Annotated in this window: 11 protein-coding genes; 1 reads left to right on the top strand and 10 read right to left on the bottom strand. The window is 66.2% G+C overall.

Annotation, left to right across the window (positions count from 1 at the left end):
• The 8 genes from ADBZ5N_RS12600 to ADBZ5N_RS12565 all read right to left on the bottom strand — a co-directional run.
• Positions 1-424: SDR family oxidoreductase (locus ADBZ5N_RS12600; RefSeq protein WP_526257820.1), on the bottom strand; the 424-nt coding region annotated here is incomplete at its 3' end.
• Between the two features lie 47 nt (positions 425-471).
• A complete protein-coding gene (gene fabG1 / locus ADBZ5N_RS12595; protein ID WP_526257819.1) occupies positions 472-1,281 on the bottom strand; it encodes a 3-oxoacyl-ACP reductase FabG1 in 810 nt (269 codons plus the stop codon).
• Between the two features lie 125 nt (positions 1,282-1,406).
• Positions 1,407-2,420 carry a vWA domain-containing protein gene (locus tag ADBZ5N_RS12590; protein ID WP_526257818.1) on the bottom strand — a complete coding sequence of 338 codons (1,014 nt, stop codon included), beginning with the start codon at positions 2,418-2,420 and terminating at the stop codon, positions 1,407-1,409.
• 13 nt (positions 2,421-2,433) lie between these two features.
• On the bottom strand, positions 2,434-3,360 hold the full coding sequence (locus ADBZ5N_RS12585; RefSeq protein ID WP_526257822.1) for a DUF58 domain-containing protein: 927 nt from the start codon (positions 3,358-3,360) through the stop codon (positions 2,434-2,436).
• Between the two features lie 50 nt (positions 3,361-3,410).
• The gene (gene moxR1, locus ADBZ5N_RS12580; protein ID WP_526257817.1) at positions 3,411-4,565 is read right to left on the bottom strand and encodes a chaperone MoxR1; all 1,155 of its coding nucleotides are present in this window, start codon (positions 4,563-4,565) and stop codon (positions 3,411-3,413) included.
• A gap of 222 nt (positions 4,566-4,787) precedes the next feature.
• The gene (gene ripB, locus ADBZ5N_RS12575; RefSeq protein WP_526257816.1) at positions 4,788-5,471 is read right to left on the bottom strand and encodes an NlpC/P60 family peptidoglycan endopeptidase RipB; all 684 of its coding nucleotides are present in this window, start codon (positions 5,469-5,471) and stop codon (positions 4,788-4,790) included.
• Between the two features lie 11 nt (positions 5,472-5,482).
• Positions 5,483-6,976, bottom strand: coding sequence for an NlpC/P60 family peptidoglycan endopeptidase RipA (ripA, locus tag ADBZ5N_RS12570; protein WP_526257815.1), 1,494 nt, complete (start codon positions 6,974-6,976; stop codon positions 5,483-5,485).
• A gap of 245 nt (positions 6,977-7,221) precedes the next feature.
• Positions 7,222-7,746 carry an Rv1476 family membrane protein gene (locus ADBZ5N_RS12565; protein ID WP_526257821.1) on the bottom strand — a complete coding sequence of 175 codons (525 nt, stop codon included), beginning with the start codon at positions 7,744-7,746 and terminating at the stop codon, positions 7,222-7,224.
• A gap of 280 nt (positions 7,747-8,026) precedes the next feature.
• Between ADBZ5N_RS12565 and ADBZ5N_RS12560 the strand changes: the two genes are divergently transcribed.
• Complete coding sequence (locus tag ADBZ5N_RS12560) at positions 8,027-10,870, top strand: aconitate hydratase (protein ID WP_526257814.1); 2,844 nt, start codon at positions 8,027-8,029, stop codon at positions 10,868-10,870.
• A 51-nt stretch (positions 10,871-10,921) separates the two neighbouring features.
• On the opposite strand, the gene ADBZ5N_RS12555 is transcribed toward ADBZ5N_RS12560, so the two are convergent.
• Both ADBZ5N_RS12555 and ADBZ5N_RS12550 read right to left on the bottom strand, forming a co-directional pair.
• A complete protein-coding gene (locus tag ADBZ5N_RS12555; RefSeq protein WP_526257813.1) occupies positions 10,922-12,550 on the bottom strand; it encodes an ABC-F family ATP-binding cassette domain-containing protein in 1,629 nt (542 codons plus the stop codon).
• A gap of 32 nt (positions 12,551-12,582) precedes the next feature.
• The coding region (locus tag ADBZ5N_RS12550) for an enoyl-CoA hydratase/isomerase family protein (protein ID WP_526257812.1) at positions 12,583-12,923 on the bottom strand (341 nt) is incomplete at its 5' end.

The following is a 12,923-nucleotide window of genomic DNA, read 5'->3' as shown; positions in this document are numbered from 1 at the left end:
CTCCCGGGTTCATAATCGGCAGAACAGCTTTAGCCAGGGAAGCGTAGGAGAATGCCGAGATATGGATGCCCTTGGCGACGTCTTCGTAGGGGGCGTCGAAAAACGGGTTGATACCCATCCCACTCGGCGGCATGAAGCCGATCGAGTGCACCACGCCGTCCAGCTTGTTACCGACCCCGATCACCTCGGCGATCCGGTCCGCCAAGCTGTCGAGGTGTTCGGCGTTCTGCACGTCAAGTTCGAGCAACGGCGCGGGGTTGGGCAACCGGTCGATGATCCGCTGGATCAACCGCATCCGGTCGAAGCCGGTGCAGACGATCTCCGCACCGGCTTCCTGCGCGACCCGGGCGATATGGAAAGCGATCGAGGAGTCGGTGATGATCCCGGTGACGAGGACACGTTTGCCCTCGAGAAGCCCTGCCATGAAAGTCCTTTCGTTTACCAATGCCGCCTACGCATCGCCGCGAGCGGTCAGTGGCCCATTCCCATACCGCCGTCAACCGGAATCACCGCACCCGCGATGTAGCCGGCATCTTCGGAAGCCAGGAAGCTGACCGCGCCGGCGACCTCGTCGGCGGTGCCGATGCGTTTGGCTGGAATGAACTCCAACGCCCCCTGCCGGACGCGTTCGTCCATCGCTTGCGTCATGTCGGTGTCGATCAGACCGGGGGCCACCACGTTCGCCGTGACCCCGGCCTTGGACATTTCGCGGGAGATCGAGCGAGCCATGCCGATCAGGCCGGCCTTGGAGGCCGCGTAGTTGGATTGGTTGCCGATGCCCCACATGCCCGAGACCGAACCGACGAAGATCATCCGGCCGAACCGGGTCTTCTGCATGCTGCGCGCAGCTCGTTGGGCGACCCGGAACGCCCCGGTGAGGTTGGCGTCGATGACTTTCTCGAAGCGCTCCTCGGTCATCCGGATCATGAAGGCATCTGCGGTGATGCCGGCATTGGACACCAGCACCTCGACCGGTCCCTGATGCTGCTCGACCTCGGTGAAGGCGCGGTCGACCGCCTCGTTATCGGTGATGTCGCACACGACGCCGAACAAGCCGTCGGGGGCTCCGGAGCCGCGGTGCGTGACCGCCACCTTGTGGCCGTCAGCGGCAAGCCGACGGGCGATGGCCAGCCCGATCCCCCGGTTTCCGCCGGTAACGAGCACCGAGCGGGGCACGAACGGGGGTTTGCCGCCGGCGGCGGCTGCTCCGGCAGATGTCGCCGCCGGCGCGGCTGCTCCGGCAGATGTCGCCGCCGGCGCGGCTCCGGTGGTGTCGGTCATGCCCGTCAACTTAGTGCCTCACCGGTATCAGTCCGAAATCAGGCACGCTCACTCCGAGAGTGACGTCTTGGCGCGGTTCGCTCGACCTTTTTCGCCCGTCTGGCGGTTTGGGCGGAAGACGAGGATCAGCCGGGCAGCCGGCGGTTGATCAGCAATGCGGCCAGTGCGGCCAGCGCCAACAGCAGTGAACCCAACCGCAGCCAGCCCACACTGGCGTCGCCCTTGACGGTCTCGTATCCGATCTGGTCCTGCAGCGTGGTGAAGACCTCTTTGAGTTGCTCCAGGGTCGAGGCGCTGTAAGCGCTGCCGTCGGAGAGTTCGGCGATTTTCTTGAGCATCTCGTCGTCCACCGGCACCGGTTGGCGCTGATCGTTGATCTCCACATAGCCGTACGGCGTGCCGAACGACACCGTTGAGATGGGCACACCCTGGTCCTTGGCGGTGCGGGCTGCGGTGAACGCACCTTTGGGGTTGTCCGGGTTGGACGGCACCGTCTCCTTGCCGTCAGACATCAGCACGATGCGGCCGGGCGGCTTCTCCCCGTCCTCACCGCCGCCGATCACCGCTCCCACGGTCGCAATGGCCTGTAATGCGGTGAAGATCCCCTCCCCGGTGGCGGTGCGGTCGGCCAGTTGCAGCTTGTCCAGGGCGATTTTGGTGGCTTCGCGGTTGGTCGTCGGCGACACCAGCACCGTGGCAGTCCCGGCGTAGGAGATCAACCCCAGGTTGATCCCCGGGGTCAGCTGGTCGGCGAACTGCTTGGCCGCTTCCTGTGCGGCCGCAAGCCGACTGGGCTCTACATCGGTGGCTCGCATCGACTGCGAAACGTCGATCACCAGCATCACCACCGCCCGGTTGCGCGGAACCCGGACGTCGTTCTGCGGCCCGGCCATCGCAATGGTGAGCATCACCAGCGAGGAGATCAGCAGGATCGCAGGCAGGTGCCGCCACCGGTTGGAGCGTTGCGGCGCAACCTTTTCCAGCAGTTCCATATTCGCGAACCGCAAGATGCGTTGTTTGCGTGACCGCTGGACGATCACGTAGAGCGCCACCAGCGCAGCAGTCACCAGCAGGAACAGAAAGAACCAGGGGTGCGCAAAGTCGGTCAGGGCCATCGGCCCGAGCAACGGCAACTTCACCGGTGAACCCCGCTCACTGTGCGCCCGCCATCGCGCCGCGGCGCCGCGAGGCGACGAACCGCACGATGTCGGCGATCCAGTCCCGGTCGGTACGCAGAGTCATCAGCGGCGCACCGCATCGGCGCAGCGTGCGTGACACCTCATCGCGGTGTGCGGCCGCGGCACGGGCGAAGTCGTCGCGGAGTTGCTCGTCAATGGTGAACTCGCGGGTCACCCCTGATTCGGTGTCCTGCAGGATCACGTCGCCGACCGCCGGCAGTTCCACGTCGCGGGGGTCGAGAACCTCGACGCCGAGCACCTCGTGCCGGGCGGCGATGGCACGCAGTGGCCGCATCCAGTTGATCGGGCCCAGGAAGTCGCTGATGATCACGGCCATTCCGCGGCGGCGTTCCGGCCGGCGTAGCGCGTCGATGGCCACCGCGAGGTCGCCCCGAACTCCCAACGGTGCGCGCGGAGAGGTCGCGATCGCGCGCAGCAGGGTCTGCTCGTGCTGGCGCCCGGAACGTGCCGGAATGCGGATGATCCGGTCGCCGTTGGCGATCACCGCACCGATCCGGTTGCCGCCCCCGCTGTTGAGAAAGGTGATCGCCGCCGCCGCTCCGACGGCGAGGTCACGCTTCTCACAACCGGTGGTGCCGAAGTCCAGGCTGGCTGACATGTCGACGACCAGCCAGGTCTCCAATTCTCGGTCGGCGATCATCTGCCGTACATGAGGGTGGGTGGTGCGGGCGGTCACCGACCAGTCCATCCGCCGCACATCGTCGCCGGGCTGGTACAGCCGCGAGTCGCCCGGTTCGGAGCCGGGTCCCGGGATCAGACCTAGGTGGTTGCCCTGCAACACCCCGTCCAGTTTGCGTTTGACGGTCAGTTCCAGTTGTCGCAGCGCAGCCGACAACTTGGCGTCGACGATCTCTCCGCGGCCGAACGACGGCGGGTGGATGGACTGGACCTGATCGGCTGCCTGCCCGGCAGACCCAGACGTCGACTCGCTCACCGAGCGTTAGCGCCGGCCGCGGGAGAGACAGCCGGGCCGGCTGGCGGCGGAACCACGGGTGGAACCGAATGGCCATGCTGCGGAACCGCATTCACCTGCGGCAGTGCGACAGTCTGCAGAATGCGTCCGATCACCACATCTGCCTTGACGTCATCCGCCAGGGCGTCGTAGGTGAGCACCAACCGGTGTCGCAGCACGTCGGGGATCACCTCGATGACATCCTGGGGCACCACGTAGTCGCGGCCCCGGACCAGGGCCAGGGCGCGGGCTGCGGCGATGATGCCCAGCGAGGCGCGCGGCGAGGCGCCGTAGGCGATCCAGGCTCTGACATCAGGCATCCCGAACTGCTCCGGTCGGCGGGTGGCGGTCACCACCCGAACCACGTAGTCCACCAGGGCGTGATGAACGAAGTTGTTGGCCGCAACCTCCTGCAGACGCAGCAGGTCACCGGTCTCCAGAATCGGCTTGGGTTCCGGCGGGGTGACTCCCATCCGGTAGATGATTTCGCGCTCCTCCTCCGGGGAGGGGTAGTCGACGTTGATCTTGAACAGGAACCGGTCGCGTTGGGCTTCCGGCAGGGGGTAGACGCCTTCGTTCTCGATCGGGTTCTGGGTGGCCATCACCAGGAACGGTTTGGGCAGCGGGTAGGTCTGCCCGCCGATAGAGATCTTGCGCTCGGCCATCACCTCCAGCAGGGCGGATTGGACCTTTGCCGGGGCTCGGTTGATCTCGTCGGCGAGCAGGAAGTTCACCACCACCGGACCCAGTTCGATGTCGAACTCCTCACGACCCTGGCGGTAGATCCGGGTGCCGATGATGTCGGTGGGCACCAGGTCGGGGGTGAACTGGATACGGGAGAAGGTTCCGCCGACAACACGGGCGAAGGTCTCGACCGCGAGCGTCTTGGCCACACCGGGGACGCCCTCGAGCAGCACGTGGCCCTTGGCGAGCAGACCGACCAGGATGCGCTCGACGAGTTGGTCCTGACCGACGATGACCCGCTTTACCTCGAAGATGGCCCGCTCCAGGGTGTTCACCTCGCTGGCCAGACCGTTGCCACTCGAAGCGGTCGCCGCACCCGTAATGACAGCGGCAGTGTTCGAGCTTGCGTACCCTCCCGGACCCGCGAGCGACCCACCAGGTGACGTCATCGAATTTCCTCCACAGCTATTGGCGGTCACGTCAGTGCCGATTCGCCCACGTGCCCACTTGGCATCCGGGCAGCAGGTGCCCGCACCTAACTATTCCAGGCGATCCGGAATCCGTCGACGGCGCGGTCACTGGCGCGTCGGAACCCCGGCTAGCGAATCGCGGCACTCCTCCCCCCGCCTCCTCCCCCCGCCTCGTCTCCCGGCGGTCGGATCGACTCGAGGTCAGGTCTCGATGATGCGCGTCAGGTACGGCGTCATCCCCGCGGTGCGCACCGGGCCGACGGTCACCTGCCCGGCCGCCGAGGAAGACTCCAGCATCTGGTTGTTCCCCAGGTAGATCGCGACGTGCTGGCTGCCCTCGGGGCCGTAGAAGATGAGGTCACCGCGCTTGGCCTGTGACGGGGGGATGTGTCGGCCCGCGTTGTACTGGTCCCCCGAATACTTGGGAATCTGCACGCCGACACCGGCGAAGGCGTATCGCGTGAAGCCCGAGCAGTCGTAGCCGACCTTGCCGGCGTCGTGGTCGACGCCCTCGCTGGGTCCATTGATCGCACCCCCGCCCCAGGAATAGGGCACACCGCGCTGGGAGGCACCGCGACGGATCACGTATTCGATGGCCTGCGGGCCGCTCACCCGCCCCCCGGGCAGTGCCGTGGGTCCTCCGCCGATACCCAGTCCAGCCAGGAACTTGCGACCCAGGTTCATGGTGGCCTGGGCAGCCTGCTGGGTGAACGCCAGCGAGGCCTGCGCGACCGCGACCGGATCCCCGGGCGCACCGGCGCTGAGAATCTTGGGCAGGGTGGGATCCCACTCATCGGCGTGCGCGGGCGACGCGAGTCCGACCGACAGCGAGACCGCCGCCAACAGCATCGCGACGGCGCGGATGACACGGGTGTGCACACGCATGACTACTGTCCTCACCACTCGATGTAACGGACGGCGAAGGGCGTCATGCCGCTGGTGCGGACCGGCGAGATCTTGACGAATGATCCGGTGTAGGGCGCCTCGATCATCTGGTTGTTACCCAGGTAAATCGCGACGTGCTGGCTGCCGTTGGGCCCCCAGAAGAGCACATCGCCGCGGCGCATCTGCGCCACCGGGATCTTGCGACCCATGTTGTACTGCGAGCCCGAATAGTGCGGCAGATTGATGCCCGCCCCGGCGAACGCGTAGAGCACCAGGCCCGAGCAGTCGAACCCGACGGTGTTGGCGCCGCCGTCGATGCCGCGGCTCGGTCCGGCGGCGTTGCCGCCGCCCCAGGAGTACGGCACCCCGATCTGCGACTGCGCCCGCTTGATGACGTGCTCGATGGCCCGGTTGCCGTACACCAGCGGGATGCCGCCGTTGTTGGTGATCCCGGTGTCGGTGGGTTTGAGGATGCCCAACTGCTGCAGGAATTTCTTACCCATCTGCTGGGTGGCCTGGAAGGAGTTCTGCGCGATACCCAGCACCGCGTTGATGATCTGGACCGGGTCGCCGGAGAGGAAGGCGCTGGGCACCGCCGGCAGGGTGAGGTCCCACTCGGAGGGGTCTCCGTAGGGAACGGTGACGGCGGGAGCGCCCGGGGCGCGACGGTCCCAGTCGCCGGGATTAGCGGCGGCTCGCGGCGCCGGCGCGGCGGGTGCGGCCGCTTCGACCATCGGGGCGGCAGCCTGCGGAGCAGTGGCCTGCGGGTCGGGCACACCACCTGTGGCGGCGGCCTGCGGCGCAGCCGCGGCCCGCGCCACCAGCAGTTTCTGCTGGGCGACCGTGCGTTCGGCGGCGAGCCGATCGATCTCGGCCTGCTGCTCGCGGAAGGATTGCTGGACCCGCGTCAAGGCGGCCACCGCGGCGTCCTGGCTGGCCTGTGCACCCTTGACGGCAAGGTCGGACTTGGTTTTCGCTTCTCTCGCCGCGGCGTCGGAGTTGACGGCGGCGGTCTTGGCCTGGCGCAGTCCTGCCATGACCTCCTGGGAACTGTGCGCCAGCGTCTGCCCGGCTGAGGCGGTCGCGATGATCGCGTCCGGTGTTTGCGCCAAAACCAGCGACGAGGACGGGCCGTTGACATAAGTCGCCGAGGCGAAGGTGTCAAAACGCTGCTGCGCCTCGATGATCGCGGCGTCGGCTTCCTTGACCGCATTCTGGCTGGCATCCACCTGCTGCCGGGCGAGCGCAGCGGCATCACGGGCCGCCTGGACCTCGACGATCGCCTTGTTGACGCTCTCCTGCTCGAGTTGCACCCGCGCTCCGACATCCTGCAGGCGCTGGTTCGCCTCGGCCACGTCGGCGACCAGGGCTGCGAGGCTGTTGGGCTCCTGGGCCGGCTCTGCCTGCGCCAGACCGGGCGTGGACAACGCGATGGCAGCGGTGAGGGTCAACGGACAAACCGCCCGGGCAGCGCGAACGGCGCGAGAACCGCTGGAAGGTCTCATACGACGACTCATTCGACTCCGACTCCTACTTGCTGCGGATAGTCACGTCAGTAACAAAAGCCACATTGGCCACATTGATAACAATGGCTTCAACAGAACCGTACGTCACGTCTGTCGCAGAGGAAACCGGCGCGGAGAATTACAAAGTTGTATTTCCGCAGGTGTGACCGAATAGCAACCTTAGGGATTTGCCACGAAATCGCGGCGCTCGGCGAAATCGCTGCTGGAGGTCGTTTACTCGGGAGCTAGCTTCCTCGGGAGAGGAGGGTCGAGTCGCTCCGTCGCGCCCACCGCCGCAGATATCCGGTAGCAACAGCCGCCGCGGCAATCGCCACAACAACGAAGATCGTGAATGCAGTCCAGTCGAATATCGGAGTTTTCAACTGGTCCACGAATGCCTGTGCACCCTGCACCGGATTATCGGCCAATTTGGCGACGTCCTGACCGGCTTCCAGCAGTACCCGGTCATAGGTGGTGCTGTACGTCCCCGCCCAGCCGGGGCTGAGCACCAGCACCGTCGAACCGGGACTGTCCATGCCCACCGCGGTGGCGATATCGCGCAACGGGGTGTCGATGATCGGACTTTCCTGCATGACCACAACCTTCAGGTCGACCCCCCGTTCCCGGGCGGCGTTGACCACCTGCTGCAGACCCGCAACGTCGGCAGCCGGGGCGGCAACACCGTCCTCGGCGAGGTCAGCCCTGACCGCCGAGAGGCAGTCTGCTACCGGGACCGTCATCGGCAGGTCCACGGCGGTGCACACCTCCATCGGGATGAACGTCGGCGTGTACCCGGGGAGACCAGCGAGAAAATCGGGCGCAAGAAAATCGGGCGCAAGAAAATCGGGCGCAAGAAAATCGGGCGCAGAGATGGGCACAGACGGGGAGCTCACGGGCCGACGGTACCGCGATCGGCACGCAGGGGTGGCAGCACGCGCCGTGGACGATCAGACTGGAAAGCGTGGGGTCGGCGACCCTGGCGGGCCAACCGCACCGATAGGATCCGACTGCCGACCGACCCGCCCAGATAAACACACGCCGGGAGTTGATGTGAGCAGCGCAAGTTCTTCCCTGAACTCATTTGGGGCCCGCGACACTCTCGAGGTCGGGGACGCCAGTTACGAGATTTACCGCCTCGACGCGGTTCCCGGCACCGAAAAGTTGCCCTACAGCCTCAAGGTGCTCGCCGAGAACCTGCTGCGGACCGAGGACGGCGCGAACATCACTCAGGACCATATCCAGGCGATCGCCAACTGGGATCCCTCGGCCGAACCGAGTGTAGAGATCCAGTTCACCCCGGCCCGGGTCATCATGCAGGACTTCACCGGTGTGCCGTGCATCGTCGACCTGGCCACCATGCGGGAGGCGGTCACCCAACTCGGCGGGGATCCGGAGAAGGTCAACCCGCTGGCGCCGGCCGAGTTGGTCATCGACCACTCGGTGATCCTGGACTTCTTCGGCAACGCCGGCGCTTTCCAACGCAACGTCGACCTGGAGTACCAGCGCAACGGCGAGCGTTATCAATTCCTGCGCTGGGGCCAGGGCGCCTTCGACGACTTCAAGGTGGTGCCGCCGGGGACGGGCATCGTGCACCAGGTCAACATCGAGTACCTGGCCCGCGTGACGATGGTCCGCGACGGGGTGGCCTACCCGGACACCTGCGTGGGCACCGACAGTCACACCACCATGGTCAACGGTCTGGGCGTCCTGGGCTGGGGCGTGGGCGGCATCGAGGCCGAGGCCGCCATGCTGGGACAGCCGGTCTCGATGCTGATCCCCCGCGTCGTCGGCTTCAAGCTGACCGGCGAGATCAAGCCGGGCGTCACCGCGACCGACGTCGTGCTCACCGTCACCGACATGCTGCGCAAGCACGGCGTGGTGGGCAAGTTCGTGGAGTTCTACGGCAAGGGCGTGGCCGAGGTGCCGCTGGCCAACCGCGCGACGCTGGGCAACATGAGCCCCGAATTCGGTTCCACCGCAGCGATGTTCCCGATCGACGAGGTGACGATCGACTACCTGCGGCTCACCGGTCGAAGCGCGGAGCAACTGGCTCTGGTGGAGGCCTATGCCAAAGCCCAGGGCATGTGGCACGACCCGGGTCATGAGCCGAAGTTCTCTGAGTACCTCGAACTGGATCTCTCGACGGTGGTGCCGTCGATCGCCGGGCCCAAGCGTCCGCAGGACCGCATTGAACTGACCGACGCCAAGACCGCGTTCCGCAAGGACATCCACAACTACGTCGAGCAGAACCACCCGGCGCCGGAGACCAGACTCGACGAGGCCGTGGAGGAGTCCTTCCCCGCCAGTGATTCTGCGGCGCTGTCCTTCGCCGACGACGGCGCGCACGATATGCGACCCTCGGCCGCCTACGGCTCGTCGGGCCGGCCGAGCAAACCGGTCCTCGTCAGGTCCGCCGACCGCGGCGAGTTCATCCTCGATCATGGTGCGGTGGTGGTGGCCGGTATAACCTCCTGCACCAACACCTCCAACCCGTCGGTGATGCTCGGGGCCGCACTGCTGGCCAAGAAGGCCGTGGAGAAGGGCCTCACCACCAAGCCGTGGGTCAAGACGAATATGGCGCCGGGATCTCAGGTGGTCACCGACTACTACGAGAAGGCCGGTCTGTGGCCCTATCTGGAGAAGCTGGGCTACTACCTCGGCGGCTACGGATGTACCACCTGCATCGGCAATACCGGGCCGCTTCCGGATGAGATCTCCAAGGCGGTCAATGACCACGACCTGGCCGTTACCGCGGTGCTGTCGGGCAACCGTAACTTCGAGGGTCGGATCTCCCCCGACGTCAAGATGAACTATCTGGCGTCGCCCCCGCTGGTGATCGCTTACGGCATCGCAGGAACCATGGATTTCGATTTCGAATCCGATCCGCTGGGCAAGGACGCGAACGGCGACGACGTGTTCCTCAAGGACATTTGGCCCTCGCAGAAGGAGATCGACGAGACCATCGCCTCCTCGATCGACCGAGACATGTTCGTCGACAGCTACGCCGACGTGTTCAAGGGCGACGAGCACTGGCGCAATCTGCCGACGCCGTCCGGCAACACCTTCGCCTGGGATGAGAAGTCGACCTATGTCCGCAAGGCGCCCTACTTCGATGGCATGCCCGCCAACCCGGAGCCAGTCACCGACATCAAGGGCGCGAGAGTCCTTGCACTTCTTGGCGACTCGGTGACCACCGACCACATCTCGCCGGCCGGCGCCATCAAGAAGGGCACCCCGGCGGCGCAGTACCTGGAAGCCAACGGTGTGCTGCCGGCGGACTTCAACTCGCTGGGGTCACGCCGAGGCAACCATGAGGTCATGATCCGCGGCACCTTCGCCAACATCCGGTTGCGCAATCAGTTGCTCGACGCCATTGTTGAGGGTGGGGTTTCCGGCGGCTATACCCGGGACTTCACCCAACCGGGCGGCCCGCAGGCGTTCATCTACGACGCAGCCCAGAACTATGCGGCTGAGAACACCCCGCTGGTGGTGTTGGGCGGCAAGGAGTACGGCTCCGGCTCATCGCGGGACTGGGCGGCCAAGGGCACCCGCCTGCTGGGAGTGCGCGCGGTGATCACCGAATCCTTCGAGCGGATTCACCGGTCGAACCTGATCGGCATGGGCGTTATCCCACTGCAGTTCCCGGCCGGTGAATCGGCGGTGTCGCTCAAGCTGGACGGCACCGAGGTTTTCGATATCACCGGCATTGAGGAACTCAATGCCGGCAAGACCCCGAAGACGGTGCACGTCACGGCTACCAAGGAGGACGGCTCGAAGGTGGAGTTCGACGCGGTGGTTCGCATCGACACCCCCGGCGAGGCCGACTACTACCGCAACGGCGGCATCCTGCAGTACGTGCTGCGTAACATGCTGCGGGCTGGTAAGACCGCCTAGCTCCGTTCTTGGGTGTGCGGTGGCTCACTCAACCGCCAACCTGTCAGTGTGTCAGGCGAGTTCGATCAGGCCGGCGTAGTCGTCTGACCAGTGGTCCTCGGTGCCATCGGGCAGCAGGACAACCCGCTGGGGTTCCAGCGCCTCGGCGGCACCGGGGTCGTGCGTCACCAGTACGACTGCGCCGACGTAACTGCGCAGCGCGTCGAGCACCTGTTCCCGGGATGCCGGATCGAGATTGTTCGTGGGCTCGTCGAGCAGCAGCACGTTGGCCGTCGAGGCCACCAGACCGGCCAGCGCCAGCCTCGTCTTCTCCCCACCGGACAGCGTGCCCGCCGGTTGATCGAGTTGCGGGCCGCTGAACATGAACGCCCCGAGCAATCCGCGCAGATCCTGTTCCCCGGTATCGGGTGCGGCGTGCCGGATGTTCTCCCACACCGTCGTGTTGGTGTCCAGGGTGTCGTGTTCCTGCGCGAAATAGCCGATCTTGCAGCCATGTCCGGGTTCGATCGTCCCGGCGTCGGGGGTCTCGGTTCCGGCGAGCACCCGAAGCAGCGTAGTCTTTCCGGCCCCGTTAAGCCCGAGCACCACCACTCGCGACCCGCGGTCGATCGCCAGATCGACTCCGCTGAACACCTCGAGCGAGCCGTAGTTCTTCGTCAACCCCTTGGCCATCAGCGGGGTCTTCCCGCACGGCGCCGGGGTCGGGAACCGGATCTTGGCGACCTTGTCGGCGACCCTCTCGGCGTCGAGTTCGGCGATCATCCGTTCAGCCCGGCGCAACATATTCTGTGCTGCAACAGCTTTGGTGGCCTTCGCTCCAAGCTTGGCAGCTTGGGCGCGCAGCGCCGAGGCCTTCTTCTCGGCGTTGGCGCGTTCCCGGCGGCGACGTTGTTCGTCGGTGGCGCGGGCTTCGAGGTACTTCTGCCAGCCCATGTTGTAGATGTCGGCCTCGCCGCGGACGGCGTCGAGGAACCACACACGATTGACCACCTCGGCCAGTAGGCCGACGTCGTGGCTGATGATCACCAGGCCGCCACTGTAGGACCTGAGGAAGTCGCGCAACCAACTGATGGAGTCGGCGTCGAGGTGGTTGGTCGGCTCGTCGAGCAGCAAGGTGGTGGACGATCCGGCGCCGGACTCGCTGGCGGCGAAGAGGATTCGGGCCAATTCGACGCGCCGGCGCTGTCCGCCCGAGAGGGTGCGCAGTGGCTGGGTCAGCACCCGATCCGGTAGACCCAAGCTTGCGCAGATCCTCCCCGCTTCACTCTCGGCGGCGTACCCGCCCAACGCGGCAAAGCGCTCCTCGAGTTGTCCGTAGCGACGTACCGCCCGGTCGCGTTCGGATTCGTCGACCATCTCGGCCATCAGCACCTGCTGCTTCTCCAGATCGGCCAGCAGGGTGTCCAGGCCACGTGCGGACAGCACCCGGTCGCGAGCCAGCACGTCGAGGTCTCCCTCCCGCGGGTCCTGGGGAAGGTAACCCACCTCGCCGGTGCGCATGACGGTGCCCGCGTAGGGGTCGCCTTCCCCGGCCAGGATCCGCAGGGTGGTGGTCTTCCCGGCGCCGTTGCGGCCGACCAGACCGATGCGGTCACCGGGCTGGACGCGCAGCGCGGGGCCCTCGGCGAGGAGCAGCGTACGCGCGCCGGCGCGGACCTCGAGGTCCGTTGCGGTGATCACGCCTGGTTACTCCTTTGCGCCCTGACGCGCTGCTACTTCTCGTCGGTGAAGACCGGGGCGCGCTGCTCGGCGCGCGCGGCGACCGCCTCTTCGAAGTTCGCGGTGAGCAGGCGCACGTAAAGCTGCCCGAGGCCCTCGGCCTGCATGTGCCCCTCCAGGGTACTGGCGTCCAGTCCGGTCCATAACGTGCGCTTGGTCAATTCGATGCCGGGCCGGGAAAACGCCGCGATGCGGGCCGCCATGCCATAGCAGGTCGGCAGCAAGTCGGCGGCCGGAACCTGGCGGGACACCAGGCCGATCCGTTCGGCTTCAGCAGCGTCGACGTCGCGGCCGGTCAGCATGATCTCGAACGCCCGGGAGCTGCCGATAGCTC

It is taken from the genome of Mycobacterium sp. (genome assembly GCF_044370595.1).
Lineage (GTDB): Bacteria > Actinomycetota > Actinomycetes > Mycobacteriales > Mycobacteriaceae > Mycobacterium.
The sequence above is the reverse complement of the archived record's forward strand: the minus strand, read 5'-3'. Positions and strand labels throughout refer to the sequence as shown.

What these genes read in the sequence shown, in the direction of transcription:
- fabG1 (WP_526257819.1), bottom strand. Translation starts at nt 1,281, where the DNA reads ATGACCGACACCACCGGAGCCGCGCCGGCGGCGACATCTGCCGGAGCA.
- moxR1 (WP_526257817.1), bottom strand. Translation starts at nt 4,565, where the DNA reads ATGACGTCACCTGGTGGGTCGCTCGCGGGTCCGGGAGGGTACGCAAGC.
- ADBZ5N_RS12565 (WP_526257821.1), bottom strand. Translation starts at nt 7,746, where the DNA reads ATGGAGGTGTGCACCGCCGTGGACCTGCCGATGACGGTCCCGGTAGCA.
- ripB (WP_526257816.1), bottom strand. Translation starts at nt 5,471, where the DNA reads ATGCGTGTGCACACCCGTGTCATCCGCGCCGTCGCGATGCTGTTGGCG.
- ripA (WP_526257815.1), bottom strand. Translation starts at nt 6,976, where the DNA reads ATGAGACCTTCCAGCGGTTCTCGCGCCGTTCGCGCTGCCCGGGCGGTT.